Origin of the sequence: Collinsella sp. AM09-41 (genome assembly GCF_003473245.1) — a bacterium.
Lineage (GTDB): Bacteria > Actinomycetota > Coriobacteriia > Coriobacteriales > Coriobacteriaceae > Collinsella.
Genome location: NZ_QRMJ01000001.1, coordinates 318,091 through 338,278 on the forward strand (window position 1 = coordinate 318,091; position 20,188 = coordinate 338,278).

Below are 20,188 nucleotides of genomic sequence, written 5' to 3' on the forward strand. Positions count from 1 at the left end.
AAGGCCAAGTTTCGGGACGCAGTTCAATTTAAGTCTGTCCCCAATGAGTGCAATGAGTAGGTATAGAAAAAGGCCCGGGTGCCGTAGCATCCGGGCCTTTGCTAGCAACTTGATGTTGCGGGCAGCTTAGAACTTGTGACCGCACTTCTTGCAGACGCGCAGCTTGTTCTTGCCGTCCTTCTCGTGACCGACGCGGGTAACCTTACCGCACTCGGGGCAAACGAGATTGACGTTGGAGGCATCGATGGGAGCCTCCTGCGAAACGATGCCGCCCTGCTGGTTGGCAGCGTTGGGCTTGACGGCCTTCTTGACGACCGAAACGCCCTCGACAACGACCTTGTTCTCGGCGGGGAGAGCACGCAGGACAACGCCCTGCTTGCCGCGATCCTTACCAGAGAGAACCTGGACCTTATCGCCCTTCTTGATATACATATATCTCCCCTAACTACAGGGTCTCGGGAGCGAGCGAGACGATCTTCATGTACTTCTTGTCACGAAGCTCGCGAGCGACGGGCCCGAAGATACGGGTGCCGACGGGCGAACCATCGTTGTTGATGACAACGCAGGCGTTCTCATCAAAGCGAATGTAGGAGCCATCCTTGCGGCGGATCTCCTTAACGGTGCGAACGACGACGCAACGGACAACGTCCTTCTTCTTGACGTTGGCGCCAGGGGTAGCCTCCTGGACAGCACCGATGAACACATCGCCGATGCCTGCATAACGACGCTTGGAACCGCCAAGCACCTTGATGCAGCGAATCTTGCGAGCGCCGGAGTTGTCGGCGACGTTCAGCATGGTTTGCATCTGAATCATGGTAGATGTTCCTCCGAACTAAGAACCGAAGAGAGGTGCGCAGCCTTTATACGGCCCGTGGTATGCAAGCCAGACATACGCACATCTTCGGAAACGTACAAGTCGTAAGAGCGACTGCTTATTTAGCGCGCTCGACGACCTCGATGAGGCGCCAACGCTTCATCTTGGACATAGGACGGGTCTCCATAACGCGGACGGTATCGCCCACGCCAGCCGTGCACTCCTCGTCGTGAGCGTGCAGCTTCTTGGAGCTGGTCATCATCTTGCCGTACTTGGGGTGACGCTTGCGCTCGGTGATGGTGACAACAATGGTCTTGGCACCGGAGACGGAGGTAACGACACCCGTACGGACCTTACGCGAGTTACGCGAATCAGTCATGTTCTCTCCTTAGGTCCTACTCGGCGACAGCGGACTTCTCCGCTGCGATCTCGCGGGCGCGCTGCTCCGTGAGGACGCGAGCGATGTCCTTCTTCACGGTGTTTACGCGAGCGGTGTTGTCCAGCTGGCTGGTGGCCATCTGGAAACGAAGGTTAAAGAGCTCGGCGCGCATTTCCTTCAGCTTCTCAACGAGCTGAGCGTCCGAGAGCTCACGAATCTCTGCGGGCTTCATTAGTTCTCCTCCTTGGCGGCGGCGGCGTCCTCAGCAGCCCACTTGGCCTCGAGAGCGGCCTCCTCAGCCATCTCCTTCTCGATGCGCTGCTCAGCGTTCTTAGCAGCAACAATCTTGGTCTTGATGGGAAGCTTGTGCTGTGCAAGACGCAGAGCCTCGCGAGCGACCTCCTCGGGCACGCCCTTGACCTCGAACATGATGCGGCCGGGCTTGACGACGGCCACCCACTCCTCGGGGTTACCCTTACCAGAACCCATGCGAGTCTCGGCAGGCTTCTTGGTGATGGGCTTATCGGGGAAGATCGTGATGTAGACACGACCGCCACGCTTCATGTAGCGGGTCATGGCAATACGAGCGGCCTCGATCTGACGGTTGGTGATCCAATGGGCCTCGAGAGCCTGGATACCAAACTCGCCGAAATGCAGCTCGGTATTACCCTTGGCCTGGCCCTTCATGGAGCCACGCTGCACCTTGCGGTGAAGAATACGCTTAGGGGCAAGCACTACTGACCCCTCCTCTCGGAGTTACGACGACGAGGACGGGAAGAGCCCTCGAGTGCAGGGTTGGGAACAGGCTGGCCCGGGAGCTTCTCGCCCAGGTAGATCCAGACCTTCACGCCGCAAGCGCCCATGGTGGTGCTGGCGACAGCCGTGCCGTAGTCGATCTTGGCACGGAGGGTGTGCAGAGGCACGCGACCCTCGCGGTACCACTCACGACGGCCCATCTCGGCACCGCCGAGACGACCGGAGCACTGGATACGGATACCCTTAGCGCCGGCCTTGCGGGCGGACTGGACAGCCTTGCGCATAGCGCGACGGAAGGCAACGCGGCCCTCGAGCTGCTCGGCGATAGACTGAGCAACGAGGTTGGCGTCGAGCTCGGGGCGCTTGATCTCGACAACGTCGACGGAGAGCTGGCCCTTGGAGACGCCAGCGACCTTCTCGAGCTCGGTGCGGAGGGTATCGATCTCGGCACCCTTCTTACCGATGACAACGCCGGGGCGAGCGGTGAGGATGATGACCTTCACCTTGTCGCCAGCGCGCTCGATCTCGACGCGGGAGACAGCTGCGCGGGAAAGACGCTTCTCGAGGTACTTGCGGATCTCGAGATCGTTACCGAGGGTCTTAGCGTAATCCTTCTCTGCGAACCAGCGGGAGCGCCAGTTCTCGGTGATGCCAAGACGGAAGCCGGTGGGGTAGACTTTCTGACCCATACAGCTTTACGCCTCCTTTCGAGGAGCAACGACGACGGTGATGTGGGAAGTACGCTTCAGAATGCGAGAAGCGGAACCCTTGGCGCGGGGACGGATGCGCTTAAGCGTCGGACCCTCGTCAACATAGGCAGCGGCGACAACCAGGTTGTCGGCACGCAGACCGTTGTTGTTCTCGGCGTTCGCAACGGCGGAACGGAGAACCTTCTCGACATCCACGGCGACGGCGCGGTCGCAGAAGTGGAGGATGTCGAAGGCCTGAGCGACAGGCTTGCGGCGGATCAGATCGACCACCAGGCGGGCCTTGCTGGGGGAAACACGCACGTACTTAGCGACGGCGCGAACCTCGGTGGCCTCAGTTTCAATAGACTTAGTTGCCATTTACGGTTAACCCCCTATTTGGCCTTGTGGCCACGGAACGTACGAGTCGGCGCGAACTCGCCGAGCTTGTGACCAACCATGGACTCGGTAACATACACGGGCACATGCTTGCGGCCGTCGTGGACGGCGATGGTGTGACCAACCATCTCGGGGAAGATGGTGGACGCGCGGGACCAGGTCTTCACGACGTCCTTCTTGCCAGCCTCGTTCATCGCGGTGATACGCGAGAGAAGGCGAGTCTCCACGAACGGGCCCTTTTTGAGACTTCTGCTCATAAGTGCTTTCTCCTAAAACTCGGTATCCGAAATTACTTCTTACGGCGACGAATGATGTGCTGGTTCGAGACCTTCTTCTTCTTGCGCGTACGAAGGCCCTTCGTCGGCTTACCCCAGGGGGTAACAGAGGGACGACCAGAGGTGTGGTTCTTGCCCTCGCCACCGCCGTGCGGGTGGTCGACAGGGTTCATGACGGTACCGCGGACGGTCGGGCGCACGTTCATGTGACGCTTACGGCCGGCCTTGCCGATGACGATGTTGGCGTGATCGGCGTTGCCGACCTCACCGACGGTGGCGCGGCAGGTAACGAGGATGCGGCGCATCTCGGAGGAAGGCATACGGACGATAGCGTACTTGCCCTCCTTACCCATCAGCTGGCAGGAGTTACCGGCGGAACGGGCGATAGCAGCGCCCTTGCCCGGCTGGAACTCGACGGCGTGGATAAGCGTACCCACGGGGATGTCGGCGAGGGGCAGAGCGTTGCCCGGCTTGATGTCGGCGTCAGAACCGGACATGATGGTCTGACCGACCTCGAGGCCCTTGGGGGCCAGGATGTAGCGCTTCTCACCGTCAGCGTAGTGCAGCAGAGCGATGCGAGCGGAACGGTTCGGATCGTACTCGATCGTGGCAACCTTGGCGGGCACACCGTCCTTGTTGCGCTTGAAGTCGATCACGCGGTAACGACGCTTCACGCCGCCGCCCTGGTGGCGGGTGGTGATGCGGCCGTTGTTGTTACGACCGGCCTTCTTGGGCAGGGGCTCGAGAAGAGACTTCTCGGGCTTGGTGCAGGTGATCTCGGAGAAATCGGAGATCGTCTGCCAACGCCTACCAGCGGAGGTCGGCTTAAGGTGCTTTACAGCCATTACAATCCCTTTCAATAGGAATCCGTTAGCCATCGCAGACAGGGATTCGAGGTTCTGCCTCGGGTGCGATGACACCGGACGTATACACGGTTCCGGGCGTGTCCATTTTATACGCCCAAAACCTTGAGCTCTCGCCTCCCCTTTTTGGGAGGCATGAGCTCACTCAACAGCAGCGAGTCTTAGGCCTGGTTGCCAAAGACCTCGATGGTGTCGCCCTCGGCCAGCGTGACGATGGCCTTCTTCCAAGAACGGGTCTTGCCGGCGACATAGCGCACGCGCTTGGTCTTGGGCTTGACCGTCAGGGTGTTCACGCGAACGACCTTGACGCCGAAGATCTCCTCGACAGCGTCCTTGATCTGATACTTGTTAGCATCCTTGGCGACCTCGAACGTGTACTTGTTCTGCTCCATGCCGGAGAAGGAACGCTCGGACACGATCGGACGGATGATGATCTCGTGGGCGGTCATTTATGCAAGCACCTCCCCGAAGTGAGCGGCGATGTCGGCGGGCATCAGCACAGCGTTGTTGTTGACGAGATCGTAGGTGTTGGCCTCGTCAGCGGTGATGATGAACGTCTTGGGAATGTTGCGGAACGACAGGTAGGCGTTGACGTCCTCATCGCGAACGATGATGGTCAGACGCTTGCCCTCAAGGCCGAGAGCCTTGAGCATGGCGACGGCAGCCTTGGTGGAAGGCTTCTCGAAGCCGTAGTCGTCGACGAGCACGAGCTCGCCATCGGCCAGCTTGGCGGACAGCGCGGAGCGCATAGCCAGCTTGACCTCCTTGTTGTTCATACGCTTAGCGTAGGAACGGGGCTTGGGGGCGAAGACAACGCCACCGTGACGCCACTGGGCAGCACGGATGGAACCCTGGCGGGCACGGCCGGTGCCCTTCTGACGCCAAGGCTTCTTGCCGCCACCGGAAACCTCAGAGCGACCCTTAGCAGACTGGGTGCCCTGACGCCAAGAGGCCATCTGGCACTTGACGATGTGGTGCATAACGTGGATGTTCGGCTCGATGCCGTACACCTCAGCGGCGAGCTCGGCCTCGGCGACCTTCTTGCCCTCGCTGTTCTTTACTTCAAACTTTGCCATTTAAGTGTTCTCCTTGGTATGACGCTGGGCTAAATGGGCTGGGCCCTTAGGCCATACGGATGGCGACGAGACCATTCTTGGCACCCGGGACAGCGCCCTTGACCAAGATGAGGTTCTGCTCGGCATCGATGCGGACAACGGAAAGGTTCTTGACGGTAACGCGCTCGTTACCCATGTGACCGGCCATCTTTACGCCCTTGAGGACGCGCGCAGGATAGGCGCACTGACCGATAGAACCGGGGTGACGCTGGAAGTGAGAACCATGCGTCATAGGACCGCGGCGCTGACCCCAGCGCTTGATGCGACCCTGGAAGCCCTTACCCTTGGAGGTACCGATGACGTCGACCTTCTCGACATCAGCGAAATCAGCGACGGTGACGACCTCGCCGACCTTGTGCTCCTCGCCGTTCTCGACGCGGACCTCACGAAGGAAGCGGACAGGCTCGACGCCAGCCTTGGCGAAGTGACCAGCCATGGGCTTGTTCACGTTCTTGGCCTTGATGTCGCCGAAACCGATCTGGACGGCGTCATAGCCGTCGGTTGCCTGAGTTTTAACCTGCGAGACAGCGCAGGGGCCAGCCTGGATGACCGTGACGGGAACGACGTTATCGTCCTCGTCCCAAACCTGGGTCATGCCAATCTTGCGGCCGAGAATCATGCTGATCAAGATATGATCCCAACTCTCGCGTGGTCTTGGGACAATGCGTACGCCACCGAGCGTACGCCCCTAGAGGACCACTACTTACACGACGTGCTCCCCAGTCTTGTATTGCGTCCGGACTACCTGACAACCCTATTAAGCAGGCATTTTGTCCAGCCAGAATACTCCCCTGGTTACACACAGCTGTTTAGTATACACGGCTGCGGGCGTATCCATCGAGATTCATATTTCACTCACATTGTTTACGCAGGTAAAGTGCGTGGATGGCTCCCGAGTCTGGCAGGGTGGCGGCGAAATAAATTAAGGTTGCTGCTCTACAGTCCTGCGCAAGACGAAGGCCACATTAAGTGGCCTTCTTTGCGTGCGGAACTCGCGACAACCTTAATTTATTTCGCCGCCACCCTGCCAGACTCGGGAGACGACACGTTGATGTCTGCTTAACTCTGCTCGCTCAGGCTAATTACTTTGTTGGGGATCAACTATTTGCTGGAGGGTGAACTTGCATTGGGGCGGTTCGCCTTCTGCTTGCGGCTTGGACTCCTCGAAATCAAAGATCATGATGGCGCAGTTGGGGAGTTTTGCTGGGAGTTCGAAGCCTTCTGGGGCTGCAGCCTTGATGAATTGGCGGCTGGCGCTGCCGTGGCTTACTGCTAGGAGGGTTTCGATACCATCGGCGTCCATGATATTGGTGAGGGTGTCTACCATGCGCCCTTGCAGTGCCTGGCTTCCTTCTCCTCCGAAGGGGATCAGATCCTCGCCGGGATCCCAGACGTCGGTAGGTAGCGCGTCGTGCGGGCCCTCTTCGAAGGAGCCGTAGCAGCGTTCGATGATGCCTTCGCAGGGCTCGGCAGCGGCGTCCGGACCGAGGAGTTCGCATGCGACGAGACTCGCCGTGTCCATGGCTCGGCCTAAGGGTGATGAGACCACTTTGTCGGGGACGACGCCGTGGGCTTTGAGCCATGCGGCTGCCATTCCCGCTTGTTTGCGGCCCAGGTCGGTCAACGGAGAATCGCAGCGGCCCTGGACCAGCTTTTTAACGTTGAATTCTGTCTGGCCGTGGCGGAGTAGATATAGACGCTTCATGCTCTCCCCTTCTGTATAACTTGCTTTACCGGCGCAGCCCTACTCGTGGGCATGGCCGACATAGTCTTCGTCGATCGTGATCTTGGCAATCGACTTAGGATATTCGGATTCGACACGTTTCGCCAACGCGCGCTTTAGGTCCTCGGCGTTCATCGCCAAATCCGAGGGTCGCACGCAGTCAAAAATCACATTGGTGTGCGTGGGGCCCGGAACACAGCGCAGGTCGTGGATCGAGAGGCGGCTATCGATCTCTTGAGCCATAGCGTTGATGCGCAGATGCATGCTCGCCACTTTGGGGTCGTCGGTCACGATGGGGTCGTAATGGAGCGTGACGATCATACCGTCTTCGTTCCTAAACGACCGCTCGATGTTATCGAGCGTGTCGTGACTTTCCAGCGGGCTGGCCTCGGCTGCCATCTCGGCATGAGCGCTTGCGAACTTCCTGCCCGGGCCGTAGTCGTGAACCATCAGGTCGTGAACGCCCAAAACGCCGGGGTAGCTCATGATCTTGTCTCGAATGTGCTTGACCAGCTTAGGATCGGGCGCCTGGCCCAAAAGCGGGCTCACCGTATCCTGGATGAGTTCAAAGCCGCTCCAGCCAATATAGGCGCCAACGGCAAGGCCAACCCATGCGTCAAGATTGATGTGCGTCACCTGCGAAACAATTGCGCACGCTAACACGGCGCCCGTGGCAAGGACATCGTTCTTGGAATCCTGAGCGGTCGCATGCAGCGTCTCGGACTCAATGCGATCGCCGAGCTTTTGGTTGAGGGCCGCCATCCACAGCTTAACGACCATCGAAAGCGCAAGGACTGCCACCAGGGCAAGCGAGAACTCGACAGGTTCGGGGTTGACAATTCGCTCCACCGACGACTTCACCAGCTCAACGCCAATAAGCAGCACGAGCGCCGCCACGACCAGTCCCGAGAGATACTCGTAGCGACCGTGACCGTAAGGATGCTCGGGGTCGGCCGGCTTGCTCGCCAGCCTGAAGCCCAGCACGCTCACGATATTCGAGCTGGCATCGGACAGGTTGTTCATGGCATCCGCCACGATCGAAACCGATCCCGACAGCACGCCAATTGCACCCTTCGCAGCACATAGTGCCACATTGGCGAGAATACACACCACGCCCGTCAACGTGCCCACGAGCGCACGGTCGCCCTGCGCACGACGAACAATCCACTCGACCATCCTCATCAGCCCCCACGGTACTACCTAATATCTATTGCTCAAACGGATTGTAGTGTAGCCACTTTGTCCTCCAGATACAAAAAGGCCGCAACCCACACGAGCCACGGCCTTGGAACATGACAAAGGAATCGTCCTTTGTCGCACAGGTTTATGCGCTTACTTCAGCAGCGCTCGCCACTGTTTCGGACGAATCGGCTTCGTCTTCTGCCGCCCACCCCTTCGCCGGCACCACGCCAAAGCAGTAGCTCAGCGCCGCAGACACCGCAAATGCCACACCGCCGGCAACACAGCACCACAGCAGGTTCGAGATGCCGCCCGTGGCAAAGCCAATGACCATGAGGACATTCGTCATGCCGATGGTATAGGCCGTAACGTGGCCCACGGCTGCAACAAGGCCTCCGACGGCGCCGCCAATGGCCATGCACGTCAGGCACCTGCCATATTTAAAGCCGCAACCGTACAGCGCCGGCTCGCTTACACCGCCAAGAACACCCGAGATTGAATAGCCCAGCATGAGCGCCTTCTCGTCCTTATCCGCAACGCGGAGCGACGCGCCAAAGGGCATGCCCCAAACGGCGAACGTTGCCATCGTCGCGGCGATCAGGATGCACGAATCCGTTCCCACACTCATAAACTGCGCATAGGCGAGCGATAGGACAACGTTGCTGACGCCCGCGATCTTTAGGAACTCCCAACCCGCGGCAAGCCCCATGAGCGTGAGCAGCGACACGACGCCACCGGAATTGCCAAGCATAAACATAAGCTGGCCCAGCAGCATGCCCAGATAGCTGCCCGCCGGCGCCGTGATACACAGCGAAACCGGAACCATGACAAGCATGGTCGCAAACGGAACGAACGAAAACGCCATGGCCTTGGGGATAATGCGCTGAAAGAAACACTCCACTCGCCACAGCACGGGCACCGAGATGAGAACCGGAATAACAGTCGTCGTGTAATCGTTGACCGGCGCGGGAACCAGACCATACACATAAGTCATCGATGCCCCCGCCGTCGATGCGGCATCGACAAGCTTAAGCAGATCGGGTGCAATCAATACGCCGCCCAGCATCATACCCAGCTGCTCCGAGCAACCGAGCTGGCGGGCGGCCGCCCAACCAAGATAAATGGGCAAAAAGTAGTAGCCGGCGTTGTAGAGCCAACTGTAGAACAGGCGATAGATTTCGGAATCGGCAGACCACAGGCCCAGCATGCCTTCGCCCATAATGACGGCGACGGTGCGGAACAATGCCGCGCAGACAATAAACGGCAGAGCCGACATCATGCTTTTGGACAGATAGTCCACCACGGCCATGGCGTTTGATGAAACCGTCGTTGTAAACGAGGTGTTAGAAACTTGTGGCATGGAACGCCTTTCCCAATGTGACATGCGGACTGTCCCTTTGTCACATCGTGCGGTACTGACCGATTGCGCGGTACTTTTCGTAGCGGAGGTTTGTGAGGGTCGCGTCGTCGAGCTGCCCAAGCGTATCGAAGGCATCAAATGCCGAGGATATGACGGCACCGGCGATCTCCTCATGCGACAGGCCCCTATCGTCAACAATGCCGTCGATGATGCCGAGCGCCAACAGATCGGGGGCCGTGAGCTTAAGCGCCTCGGCGGCCTCATTCGCGCGCTCGGTATCCTTCCACAGGATCGATGCACAGGCCTCGGGGCTCACGACCGAATAGGCCGAGCTCGAGAGCATCAGGATGCGGTCGGCCACGGACAGCGCCAGCGCGCCACCAGAGCCGCCCTCGCCTGTCACCACCGAGACGATCGGCGTCTTAAGGCCGCTCATCTCCATAAGATTCTGGGCAATCGCCTCGCCCTGGCCGCGCTCCTCGGCACCGATGCCGCAAAACGCGCCCGAAGTATCAACCAGGCACAGAACCGGTCGACCAAACTTTTCGGCCTGGCGCATAAGGCGACGCGCTTTGCGGTAGCCCTCGGGATGCGCCATGCCAAAGTTGCGGCGCATACGCTCTTTGGTCGTGGTGCCGCGCTCGATGGCGATAACCGTCACGGGACGTCCGTCTTTCCAGCCAATGCCACCCACCACGGCGGCGTCGTCACCAAAGTAACGGTCGCCATGCAGCTCCACAAATCCGTCCAAGCCCAGCGAGATCATCTCGCCCGCCGTGGCACGATCTGCCGAGCGGGTCTGCTTGACAATCTCGAGCGCGGTTTTTGGCGCGGCCGTGCGCTTAAACAAGTGCCCAAGCTTTTTGCCGCGGCGACCCGTATGCACGATCTCATGCGGTGCCCCCATGCCGGGCGCGTGCCCTTCGTGCAGCGCCAGCAGCTCGCCTACCGTGAGCGCAATCTCGCCACGCGGAACAACGGCATCGCAAAAGCCGTGCTCCAGCAAAAACTCTGAGCGCTGGAATCCCTTGGGCAGGCGCTTGTGCATGTTCTGCTCGATCACGCGCGGGCCGGCAAATGCCGTCAGGGCATCGGGCTCGGCCAGGATAATGTCGCCCTCCATGGCAAAGCTCGCGGTTACACCTCCGGTCGTGGGATCGGTGAGCACCGTGATATACAGGCCGCCCGCCTCGCTGTGGCGCCTAACCGCCGCAGAAATCTTGGCCATCTGCATGAGCGAGGTCACGCCCTCCTGCATGCGGGCGCCGCCCGATACGGTAAAGCCAACGACCGGCAGCCCCAACTCGGCCGCGCGCTCAAAGACACGACAGATCTTCTCGCCCACCACGGAGCCCATTGAGCCCATCATAAAGTTGGCATCCATAAAGAAGAGCGCGGTATCGCAGCCGCAGATTTTGCCCCTGCCGCACACAACGGCATCGCGCTCGCCCGAACGCTCGCTCACGCTCTTAAGCTTGTCGGCATAACCGGGAAACGAGAGGAAGTCCTTCGACGCCAGATTGGCATCCCATTCCTCAAAGGTACCCGCGTCGACCGTCATGCGCATGCGCGCGCGACCGCTCACGCGAAAGTGTTTGCCGCAACGAGGGCAGACCTCCAGGTTGTCGTGCAGGCGCGCCTCATCGATCACGCGGCGGCACTCCGGACACTTGATAAACACGTGGCGCGCGGGGAACTCGGCGCACGACTCGGTTATCGGCCCCTCGAGGACGTTGACCGTCTTCGCTTTTCTATTCATCAGCATAGAGATGCCCCATCAGATCGGTGTGGTACATGCCCGACAAAAACTCGTCGTTTGCCAGCACGTCGAGCTGAAGCTCGCTATTTTCGCTCACGCCCTCAATCACGAGCTCGCCCAGGGCCGAGCGCATCTTGCGAATGGCACCGTCACGCGTGGGCGCGCACACGATGAGCTTGCCGAGCATGGAGTCGTAGTACGGCGGAACGTTCGCTCCGGTAAACATGGCGGAATCCCAGCGCACGCGCGGACCACCCGGCACACGCAACGCGGTGACCGTTCCGCATGACGGCAGAAAGTCCGGCGTTTCGGCATTGATGCGGCACTCCATGGCGTGGTTGCGCACCGGCATGTCCTCCTGCTCAAAGGGCAGAGGCTGGCCGGCTGCCACGCGCAGCTGCCACTTGACCAAGTCGGTATCGGTCACAAACTCCGTAACCGGATGCTCAACCTGCAGGCGCGTGTTCATTTCCATAAAGTAGAAATTGCCGTCGTCCGAGTACAGAAACTCGATGGTGCCAGCGCCCTCATAACCGACGGCACGAGCCAAGTCGCGCGCCGCCTTGTGCATGCGCGCGCGAATATCATCGCGTCCGTCGAGGCACGGCGCGGGGCTCTCCTCGATCAGCTTTTGGTTGCGGCGCTGCACCGAGCACTCGCGCTCGCCGAGCGAAAACACATGGCCCTGCTTATCGGCCATAATCTGCACCTCGACGTGATGCGCCGGCGCGACGAACTTCTCCATGTAGCACTCGCCGTCGCCAAAAACGGCCTCGCCCTCGGCACGTGCTTCAATAAAGGCCTTTGCCGCATCTTCCACGCGCTCGACCTTGCGAATACCGCGACCGCCGCCGCCCGCGCGCGCCTTGATGAGCACGGGGCAGCCGATGCGCTCGGCCTCGGCCGTCGCCTCCTCGGGGCTTTTGAGCAAATCGCAGCCCGGCACGATGGGCACGCCCGCCGCGGCAGCCGTTCGACGCGCGGCGTCCTTGTCGCCCATACTGTCGATGACCTCGGCCGAGGGACCAACAAACGCCAGACCGTACTTGTCGCAGTCGCGCACGAAGCTCGCCTTCTCGGAAAAGAAACCGTAGCCAGGATGGATCGCCTTTGCTCCCGACTTTACGGCACAGGTGAGCACGGCATCGTCGTTGAGGTAGCTCTCGGCAAGACGCGGGCCGCCGATGCAATACGCCTCGTCGGCAAGCTGCACGTGTAGCGCGTCCGCATCGGCCGTGGAATAAACGGCGACGGTCTTGATGCCCATATCGCGGCACGCGCGGATAACACGGACCGCGACTTCGCCGCGGTTGGCGATGAGCACTTTGTCGAACATGAAGCCTTCCTTAACTTTCGTGCATGAGTGCAAAAGACATATCGGCGCGGCAGCAAACCTCACCGTTGACGCTCGCGGTACCCGTCGCAAAGCGGAACGGCCCGCGCGCACGCGTGATGGAGCACACCAGATCCACCGTGTCGCCCGGGCGCACCGGACGCTTAAAGCGCACCTTGTCCAGACTCGTGTAGAACGGCGTCGCGCCGCTCGCCTCCTCATCGCCCATCAGCAGCACGCAGCAGTTCTGGGCGAGCATCTCGCACTGAATCACGCCGGGGACGACCGGGTTTCCCGGAAAATGCCCCTGCAAAAAGTACTCGTCGCCCGTAATCGTGATCTTGCCGTGGGCCTCGTCGCCCACCAGCTCGGCTTCGTCGAGCAAAAGCATCGGCTCGCGATGCGGCAACAGCTTCTTGAGCTCTTCTTTGTTCATGGATATCACCTATCCGATGCTCATAAGACAGCTGCCGAACTCCACGAGGTCGCCGTCGGCCACGCAGATCTCAAGCACCTCGCCATCCGCCTCGGCCGTCACCTCGTTGAGAACCTTCATGGCCTCGATGATGCAGAGGGTCTCGCCGGCCTTGACCTTGGAGCCCACGTGCACAAACGGCTCGTCGCCCGGCGCTGGGGCAGCATAGAAAACGCCGACCATGGGAGCAGTCACCTCGGTGCCCTTAGGCTCCGGCGCGGCGGCAGGTGTCTGCGCGGCGGGTTCCGGTGCGGCAGGCGCGACTGTGGGAGCTGTAACTTGAGCGGCCATGGCACTCGGCACGGGCATGGGCACGGCAACCGGCTGCGCCGCACTCGCGCGCTCGAGCTCGACCGCGGTGCCATCGGGCTCCTCAACACGCACGCGCGTGAGGCCGCGGTCCTCCATAACATCGGCTATCTCGGCAAGTCTTTTGGAATCCATGCTCTAGCTCCTTGCATATCTACGCAGCGCGATGGCGGCGTTGTGCCCGCCAAAGCCCAGGTTGGTCGAAAGCGCCCAGGTAAGGTCGGCGCGAACCGCACGATTAGGCGTGTAATCAAGATCGCAGGCGGGATCGGGCGTGTGGTAGTTAATGGTCGGGGGCACCACGCCCTGCTCGAGCGCCATGGCACAGGCCATGACCTCGATGGCCCCCGTGGCACCGATCATGTGCCCCGTCATCGACTTGGTCGACGAGACGTGCGCGGCGCGTGCCGCGTCCTCGCCGAGTGCACGCTTAATGCCCGCCGTCTCGGACGAATCGTTGAGTTTAGTCGAGGTGCCGTGAGCGTTGATGTAGAGGCCCTCGGAAGGCTTAACGTCGCCCTCGGCCACCGCCAGCGATATCGCACGGGCAATGCCGGCAGCCTCGGGATCGGGGCTCGTGATGTGATAGGCATCATCGGTGTTGCCGTAGCCCACGACCTCGGCATAAATGTGCGCACCGCGCGCCTGCGCATGTTCCATGCTCTCGAGCACGAGCACGCAGGCGCCCTCGCCCATCACAAAGCCGTCGCGATTCGCATCGAACGGACGACAAGCCGTCGCAGGATCGGGATTGGTAGTGAGTGCACGGCAGGACGTAAAGCCCGCAACGGCATCGGGGATGATGGCCGCCTCGGCACCGCCGGCGAGAATCGCATCGGCATAGCCATGCTTGATGGCGCGGAACGCCTCGCCCACGGCATGGGCCGAGGTCGCGCACGCGGTCACCACGGGCAGGGTCGGGCCTTTTGCCTTGTGGCGGATCGCGATATTGCCCGAAGCCATATTGGGGATCATCATCGCAATCATGTAAGGCGATGCGCGGCGGGGCCCACGGTCGGCAATCGTATGGACGTTGTCGACAAGCGTCTGCATGCCGCCCACGCCTGAACCCACGTAGACGCCCAGGCGCTCGCGATCGATGGCGCCTTCGACATCAAAGCCCGCATCGTGCATGGCCTCGTCCGACGCCGCCAGTGCAAACTGAACGCAGGGGTCTAAGTGCTTGGCATCGTGCTTGCCAAAGTAGTCGTTGCCGTCAAAGCCCTTGACCTCGGCCGCCACCTTGACGGCAAACGCATCCGTATCGAAGTGCGTAATCGGGCCGATGCCACAGGTCCCGGCACACATGGCCGCCCAGGTGGCAAGCGCGGTGTTGCCAAGCGGCGACACGGCACCGATGCCGGTGATTACAACTCTCTGTTCCATCATGCTCTCCTCATCCAAGCCGTTCTTCGGCCCTGGTTTCTACATCGCCATTCCGCCGTCGACGCGCACGACCTCACCCGTAATGTAGGCAGCCGCATCACTCGCCAAAAAGCGCACCACGCCGGCCACTTCCTCGGGGCGTGCCATGCGCTTAAGGGGAATCTGTTCCTCGGTTGCCGCACGCACCTTCTCCGAGAGCTTTGCCGTCATATCTGTCTCGACAAACCCGGGAGCGACCGCATTAACCCTCACGCCGCGGGGCGCAAGCTCGCGTGCCACCGCCTTGGTAAGCCCTATCACGCCCGCCTTGGAGGCAGCGTAGTTGGCTTGCCCGGCATTGCCCATTAGGCCCACGACCGAGCTCATGTTGATGACGCAACCGCCGCGCTGACGCATAAAGGTCTTGGTGAGCGCGCGCGTCGTGTTGAACGTGCCCTTGAGATTGACATCGAGCACGCGGTCGAAGGCATCGTCGCCCATACGCATGAGCAGGCCATCGCGGGTGATGCCGGCGTTGTTGACAAGCGCCCAAATGGAGCCAAAGTCGTTGAGGACCGTCTCCACGCACGCGTTGACGGCATCGGGCTCGGCCACGTCACATTGATATGCGCGCGCCGTGGCGCCAGCCGCCTCGCAGGCTTCGCACGTCTCACGCGCCGCATCGACGCCGCCGGCATAGATGACGGCGATATCAAAGCCGTCCTCCGCCAGGCCCACGGCACAAGCGCGACCGATACCGCGCGAGGCGCCCGTGACCAGCGCCACGCGACGCGAGTCGATGCGCTCGAGCGCGCCGTTGTTCAAGTTGCCCATGTCATTCCTTTCGGGTTACAGCCCTATGGGCTATGCGAGCTCGTTGGCAATAGCTGCGACCTGTTCTGCCGTTTCGCACGAATACACGCGAACGTCGCTCAACGTACGCTTGACCAAGCCGGACAGCGTTTTGCCAGGGCCGACCTCAATAAACGTATCGATGCCTTGATCCTGCAGAGCATGCAGCGTGTCGACCCAGCGCACGGCATGACTCACCTGGTTGGCCAGCATCTCCGCTGCCGCCTGCGGGTCGGCCGGATAGGGCGCCGCTGTCATATTTGCCATAACAGGAATCAGCAGCGGGGACGGCGCGTGACCGGCCTCGATATATGCAGCAAGGCCACAGGTCGCCTCGGCCATATAGGGGCTATGAAATGCGCCCGACACCGCGACTTTCATAGCGCGGCCGCCAGCCTCTTTTACTAGGACGTCGAGCTCCTGCAGCGCCTCGGGCGCTCCGGCAACAACCGTCTGCTGCGGACTGTTGTAGTTGACCGGCCAGCAGTCCTCGCCGGCCTGTTTTGCCAGGTTCTCGACTTGCGCCGCATCGAGCTTGATGACGGCGCGCATGCCGCCCGGATGGCGCTCGGCAGCCGCGGCCATCAGCGCCGCGCGCTCGCACACGAGCTCAAAGCCCGCTCGCGTATCGAACGCCCCCGCAAAGGTGAGCGCGGCGACCTCGCCAAGCGAAAAACCCGCACAGGCGGCAGGTACCACGCCGCGCTCACGCAGGGCGACAGCCGCTGCCAGATCGTGAACGAACACGCACGGCTGCGTGTTCTCGGTCTGCGAGAGTTCCTCCTTGTAGGCGCTTCGGCACTGCTCACTGGTCCCCGGGCGCACCTCGTCGGCAATGGCGAACACCTCGGCGGCGGCCGGCGATGCCTCGATCAGGTCGACGCCCATCGCGGGGTGCTGGGCGCCCTGGCCGGCAAACAGAAACGCTACGCCACCCATGCGCACGCACCCTTCAGGACGTGCTCGGCGCCATCGACCAGGTCGTCAACGATTTCACGTGCACTTTGGCGCTCGTTGACCATGCCGGCAATCTGTCCACACAAAAACGAGCCCTCTTCGTAATTGCCGTCCTTGGCGGCCTTGCGAAGGGCGCCCGTGCCCATGGCCCCGAGCTCCTCGACGCTTACGCCCGCCGCCTCGCTCTTGGCGTAGGCGTTGGTGAAGGGGCTCTTGAGGGCACGCACCGGGTGTCCCGTCGAGCGGCCGGTCGCACGCGTCGAGGTGTCGTTGGCCTTCAGGACCATCTCCTTGTACTGCTCCGATACGGTGCACTCATCTGCGATCAGAAAGCGCGTACCCACCTGCACGCCGGCGGCGCCCAGCATAAAGGCGGCCGCCACGCCGCGGCCATCGGCGATACCGCCAGCCGCAACCACGGGAATATCGACCGCATCGACAACCTGCGGCACCAGTGCCATCGTCGAGGTCTCGCCAATATGGCCGCCTGATTCGGTACCCTCGGCAACCACGGCAGTGGCTCCACGACGCGCCACGAGGCGCGCCAGCGCCACCGAGGCAACGACCGGGATGACCTTGATGCCCGCCTCGTTCCACGCCTTCATGTACTTGGTGGGATTGCCGGCACCCGTCACGACGACCGGCACCCGCTCGTCAATCACGACCCGCGCGACCTCGTCGGCAAACGGGCTCATGAGCATGACGTTGACGCCAAAGGGCTTATCCGTCCTGGCGCGCAGCTCATGAATCTGGTCGCGCAGCCAGTTGGCGTCGGCGTTCATGGCCGCGATAATCCCTAAGCCGCCCGCCTCGGACACTGCGGACGCCAGCGAGGCGTCGGCGATCCAGGCCATACCGCCCTGGAACACGGGCTTTTCGATGCCGAGCAGATCGCAGAGAGGAGTCTTGAGCATCTCTACTTCTCCAATGCCGCCTCGACCGTATCGGCGAACTCGCCGACCGTCTTGGGGTTCTCCTCGGTATCGAGCTGGATGCCAAACTCGTCCTCAACGGCGACGAGGATCTCGACGGTGCCCAGACTGTCGAGACCAATCTCCTCGAGCGTGGACTCGGGCTTCATCTCGACGTCGTCAAGACCGGCGGTCTCGCGGATAACATCGCAAACGCGCTCGAAGGTCTTCTGATCTGCCATGGTAGTTCTCCTTTGTTTGTGCCCTAGGGGCGTTTTTATTTCCTATGTGCGACTACTTCCAACGAAGTAGATAGCCACCTATATCCAGACCGGCGCCAAATCCAACGAGGGCGATGGTGTCGCCCGTGTGAAGTGCACCGGCGTTTGCCAGCCGGTCGAGGGCAAGCGGAATGCATGCGCTCGAAATGTTGCCGGTCTCGCGCAGCGTTCGAACCACGCGCTTGTCTGGCACACCGAGGCGCTTGACCGCCTGACTCAGGATTCGTTCGTTAGCCTGATGGAATACAAAATGGTCGATGTCCTCGACCGAAATGCCCGCATCGCTCGCAAGCTTATGGACCGTGTCGCAAATCGCGTTGACGCCGAACTTGAACACGCGGCGGCCATTCATGGACAGCACGCTCTCGCTATCTGCGGAGGCCTTAAACGGCGAGGTGCCGACCAGACCGGGAACGCACAACGTCTCGACGTCGGGCGCCGTCGAAAGCTCAACGGCAAGGGGGCTGTCTCCCCCAGCCTCAATCACCGCGGCGCCTGCCCCATCGCCAAAGAGCACACAGGTGGCGCGGTCGGTCCAGTCGAGCGCGCGCGTCATCTGCTCGGCGGCAACGACAAGCACATGCTTGGCTCGTCCTCGGGCGATATAGCCCTCGGCAACATCGAGCGCAAATACGAAGCCGGCGCAGGCAGCCGAGACATCGAAGGCAGGGCACGTCGCGCCCAGTCGCTCAGCAACGGCACACGCCTCGGCGGGAACAAGGTGGTCACCCGTCGTCGTCGAGCAGACGATCAGATCCAACTGGCTCGCGTCGATTCCGGACACCTGAAGTGCCCGCTCGCTCGCCGCTACGGCAAGGTCGTCAAGTGACTCGGTGGTGCAGACGTGGCGACTCTTAATACCTGTGCGGGTAAAAATCCACTCATCCGAGGTATCGAGGAACTCGGACAGCTCGTCATTGGAAACACTGCGCTTGGGAAGCGCCGAGCCTGTTCCAAGAATCGTGAAACCCATCACTAACCTCCTTTGAGTTGTTGATGCGTTTACATCGACCAAGAGAGGATAGCGCATTTCAGTCGTTGTTAACGTGTTAACATTAAATTGTCCAAATGCGACAAAGGCTTCACATTGTGTCTCTCTCGACACCATTGCGTTATTCACTTATTCATTAAGGAGGTAGCAGCCGTTATGGATGCCAAATTAACGATAGTCGACGTAACCGGATCGACCAACGATGACCTGCTCGAAGCAGGAAAACAGGGAGCGCCGCACGGAACAGGACTTGCCGCCCGGGCTCAGACAGCAGGACGCGGCCGGCGCGGCCACAAGTGGGATTCAACCGCCGGCAACCTATTGCTTTCGATTGTCCTGCGTCCATGCGTTAATCCTGCGAAGTACTCTGGTCTTGCTGCCGTCAGCGGCCTAGCGGTGCTCGAGGCGCTCGAAAAACAGGGTCTTGCAAACGAGATTGGCCTCAAATGGCCCAACGACCTGGTCGCGCGTGGACGCAAACTCGGCGGCATTCTGGTCGAGGCCGCACGCGATAACGAAGGCAAACCTTTCGCCGTCTGTGGCATTGGTGTCAATGTGAACTATGCGCCCCAAGAGGTGCCCGATGGCGGCCTGCCGGCAATCGGTCTCTCGGACCTTAACGAGAACGTTCCAGCTGTCGACATGCTCCTCGATGAGGTCTATCACGCAGTTATAGACGCTATAGATGCCTGGGCAGAACGCCTCAACGCCATGGAAGAAAACACCGGACCGCTCGCGCCCGTCCACGGCGAATATGTCGCTCACCTCAATTGGATTGGAAAGCACGTTATCGCCCGCTCCCCTGCCGGTGACGAGCTGGCGCGAGGCATCTTTAAAACGGTCGATGGCTTTGGTCGTGCGTGCATCGAAACAGAAGACGGCTTGCGATCCTTCCATTTTGAGGAAGCGTCATTGCGCCCCTTGAGTGAGTAGGTCGCCACAGCCAGCCGCTCGGCAGCCTTACCCGGCGATCCAAACCCATCATGCAAAACAAAAGGGCCCCGCTACCGTAACGGCAGCGGGGCCCTTTAAGCTATGAGCGATATCGCTTAGAGCTTGATGTCGATGTCGACGCCAGCGGGGAGGTCGAGACGCATAAGCGAATCAACGGTGCCCGAGGTGGGGTCGAGGATGTCGATGAGGCGCTTGTGGGTGCGCATCTCGAACTGCTCACGGGAGTCCTTGTTCACGTGCGGCGAGCGGATAACCGTGTACAGGTTGCGCTCGGTGGGCAGGGGGACAGGACCGGAAACGCGAGCACCGGTCTTCTGAGCGGTCTCGACGATGAGCTTCGCGGACTGATCGACGACCTCGTGATCATAGCCCTTGAGGCGAATGCGGATCTTCTGGGTAGCCAACTTAAACCTCCAAAGAGTGCGAGAGATGTTCTCGCGGATTACGTAACA

The 20,188-nt window shown here is 60.9% G+C and carries 26 protein-coding genes and 1 pseudogene; 1 reads left to right on the plus strand and 26 read right to left on the minus strand.

What is annotated here, in order from left to right:
• Positions 1–126: 126 nt before the first annotated feature.
• The 25 genes and pseudogenes from rplX to DW112_RS01475 all read right to left on the minus strand — a co-directional run bounded on the left by rplX (position 127) and on the right by DW112_RS01475 (position 18,764).
• Positions 127–432, minus strand: coding sequence for a 50S ribosomal protein L24 (gene rplX, locus DW112_RS01355; RefSeq protein ID WP_006235043.1), 306 nt, complete (start codon positions 430–432; stop codon positions 127–129).
• Between the two features lie 13 nt (positions 433–445).
• A complete protein-coding gene (gene rplN / locus DW112_RS01360) occupies positions 446–814 on the minus strand; it encodes a 50S ribosomal protein L14 (RefSeq protein WP_006235041.1) in 369 nt (122 codons plus the stop codon).
• Positions 815–932: 118 nt separating this feature from the next.
• A complete protein-coding gene (gene rpsQ, locus DW112_RS01365; RefSeq protein ID WP_006235040.1) occupies positions 933–1,193 on the minus strand; it encodes a 30S ribosomal protein S17 in 261 nt (86 codons plus the stop codon).
• A gap of 16 nt (positions 1,194–1,209) precedes the next feature.
• Positions 1,210–1,425: a 50S ribosomal protein L29 gene (gene rpmC, locus DW112_RS01370; RefSeq protein ID WP_006235039.1), complete on the minus strand. Its 216-nt coding sequence runs from the start codon at positions 1,423–1,425 to the stop codon at positions 1,210–1,212.
• Between the two features lie 107 nt (positions 1,426–1,532).
• Positions 1,533–1,928, minus strand: a pseudogene (gene rplP, locus DW112_RS01375) (50S ribosomal protein L16); the annotation flags it as partial.
• On the minus strand, positions 1,928–2,638 hold the full coding sequence (rpsC, locus tag DW112_RS01380; RefSeq protein ID WP_006235037.1) for a 30S ribosomal protein S3: 711 nt from the start codon (positions 2,636–2,638) through the stop codon (positions 1,928–1,930). The pseudogene rplP and the gene rpsC, both read right to left, overlap by 1 nt.
• Positions 2,639–2,644: 6 nt before the next feature.
• A complete protein-coding gene (gene rplV, locus DW112_RS01385; RefSeq protein ID WP_006235036.1) occupies positions 2,645–3,016 on the minus strand; it encodes a 50S ribosomal protein L22 in 372 nt (123 codons plus the stop codon).
• A 14-nt stretch (positions 3,017–3,030) separates the two neighbouring features.
• Positions 3,031–3,291: a 30S ribosomal protein S19 gene (rpsS, locus tag DW112_RS01390; protein WP_006235035.1), complete on the minus strand. Its 261-nt coding sequence runs from the start codon at positions 3,289–3,291 to the stop codon at positions 3,031–3,033.
• A 32-nt stretch (positions 3,292–3,323) separates the two neighbouring features.
• Positions 3,324–4,154, minus strand: a complete 831-nt coding sequence (gene rplB / locus DW112_RS01395) for a 50S ribosomal protein L2 (protein ID WP_055250219.1) — start codon at positions 4,152–4,154, stop codon at positions 3,324–3,326.
• Between the two features lie 179 nt (positions 4,155–4,333).
• Entirely contained in the window at positions 4,334–4,621 is a 288-nt protein-coding gene (gene rplW / locus DW112_RS01400; RefSeq protein WP_006235033.1) for a 50S ribosomal protein L23, read from the minus strand.
• Entirely contained in the window at positions 4,622–5,248 is a 627-nt protein-coding gene (rplD, locus tag DW112_RS01405) for a 50S ribosomal protein L4 (protein ID WP_006235032.1), read from the minus strand.
• Positions 5,249–5,294: 46 nt separating this feature from the next.
• Complete coding sequence (gene rplC, locus DW112_RS01410; RefSeq protein WP_035137484.1) at positions 5,295–5,915, minus strand: 50S ribosomal protein L3; 621 nt, start codon at positions 5,913–5,915, stop codon at positions 5,295–5,297.
• Positions 5,916–6,365: 450 nt separating this feature from the next.
• Positions 6,366–6,992 carry a histidine phosphatase family protein gene (locus tag DW112_RS01415; protein ID WP_118328193.1) on the minus strand — a complete coding sequence of 209 codons (627 nt, stop codon included), beginning with the start codon at positions 6,990–6,992 and terminating at the stop codon, positions 6,366–6,368.
• Positions 6,993–7,031: 39 nt separating this feature from the next.
• Positions 7,032–8,186, minus strand: coding sequence for a cation diffusion facilitator family transporter (locus DW112_RS01420; RefSeq protein WP_233545833.1), 1,155 nt, complete (start codon positions 8,184–8,186; stop codon positions 7,032–7,034).
• Positions 8,187–8,334: 148 nt separating this feature from the next.
• Positions 8,335–9,549 (minus strand): PTS fructose transporter subunit IIB, encoded by a 1,215-nt coding sequence (locus DW112_RS01425; RefSeq protein ID WP_147351825.1) that lies wholly within the window; start codon positions 9,547–9,549, stop codon positions 8,335–8,337.
• Positions 9,550–9,589: 40 nt separating this feature from the next.
• A complete protein-coding gene (accD, locus tag DW112_RS01430; RefSeq protein WP_233545834.1) occupies positions 9,590–11,308 on the minus strand; it encodes an acetyl-CoA carboxylase, carboxyltransferase subunit beta in 1,719 nt (572 codons plus the stop codon).
• The gene (locus DW112_RS01435; protein ID WP_055250229.1) at positions 11,301–12,644 is read right to left on the minus strand and encodes an acetyl/propionyl/methylcrotonyl-CoA carboxylase subunit alpha; all 1,344 of its coding nucleotides are present in this window, start codon (positions 12,642–12,644) and stop codon (positions 11,301–11,303) included. The genes accD and DW112_RS01435 overlap by 8 nt, the downstream gene beginning before the upstream one ends.
• Before the next feature lie 10 nt (positions 12,645–12,654).
• A complete protein-coding gene (gene fabZ, locus DW112_RS01440; protein WP_118328197.1) occupies positions 12,655–13,077 on the minus strand; it encodes a 3-hydroxyacyl-ACP dehydratase FabZ in 423 nt (140 codons plus the stop codon).
• 9 nt (positions 13,078–13,086) lie between these two features.
• Entirely contained in the window at positions 13,087–13,560 is a 474-nt protein-coding gene (gene accB, locus DW112_RS01445; RefSeq protein ID WP_118328198.1) for an acetyl-CoA carboxylase biotin carboxyl carrier protein, read from the minus strand.
• A gap of 3 nt (positions 13,561–13,563) precedes the next feature.
• Entirely contained in the window at positions 13,564–14,811 is a 1,248-nt protein-coding gene (gene fabF, locus DW112_RS01450; protein WP_117862223.1) for a beta-ketoacyl-ACP synthase II, read from the minus strand.
• Positions 14,812–14,850: 39 nt separating this feature from the next.
• Positions 14,851–15,624, minus strand: a complete 774-nt coding sequence (fabG, locus tag DW112_RS01455) for a 3-oxoacyl-[acyl-carrier-protein] reductase (RefSeq protein ID WP_117862224.1) — start codon at positions 15,622–15,624, stop codon at positions 14,851–14,853.
• Between the two features lie 30 nt (positions 15,625–15,654).
• A complete protein-coding gene (locus tag DW112_RS01460) occupies positions 15,655–16,581 on the minus strand; it encodes an ACP S-malonyltransferase (RefSeq protein WP_118328199.1) in 927 nt (308 codons plus the stop codon).
• Positions 16,569–17,513 carry an enoyl-[acyl-carrier-protein] reductase FabK gene (gene fabK / locus DW112_RS01465; RefSeq protein ID WP_117563768.1) on the minus strand — a complete coding sequence of 315 codons (945 nt, stop codon included), beginning with the start codon at positions 17,511–17,513 and terminating at the stop codon, positions 16,569–16,571. The genes DW112_RS01460 and fabK overlap by 13 nt, the downstream gene beginning before the upstream one ends.
• Before the next feature lie 2 nt (positions 17,514–17,515).
• Complete coding sequence (locus DW112_RS01470) at positions 17,516–17,752, minus strand: acyl carrier protein (protein WP_006235019.1); 237 nt, start codon at positions 17,750–17,752, stop codon at positions 17,516–17,518.
• Positions 17,753–17,804: 52 nt separating this feature from the next.
• Positions 17,805–18,764 (minus strand): 3-oxoacyl-ACP synthase III family protein, encoded by a 960-nt coding sequence (locus DW112_RS01475; RefSeq protein ID WP_117646091.1) that lies wholly within the window; start codon positions 18,762–18,764, stop codon positions 17,805–17,807.
• Positions 18,765–18,938: 174 nt separating this feature from the next.
• Between DW112_RS01475 and DW112_RS01480 the strand changes: the two genes are divergently transcribed.
• The gene (locus tag DW112_RS01480; protein ID WP_117635351.1) at positions 18,939–19,715 is read left to right on the plus strand and encodes a biotin--[acetyl-CoA-carboxylase] ligase; all 777 of its coding nucleotides are present in this window, start codon (positions 18,939–18,941) and stop codon (positions 19,713–19,715) included.
• Between the two features lie 116 nt (positions 19,716–19,831).
• On the opposite strand, the gene rpsJ is transcribed toward DW112_RS01480, so the two are convergent.
• On the minus strand, positions 19,832–20,140 hold the full coding sequence (rpsJ, locus tag DW112_RS01485) for a 30S ribosomal protein S10 (RefSeq protein ID WP_022094184.1): 309 nt from the start codon (positions 20,138–20,140) through the stop codon (positions 19,832–19,834).
• Between the last annotated feature and the right edge of the window lie 48 nt (positions 20,141–20,188).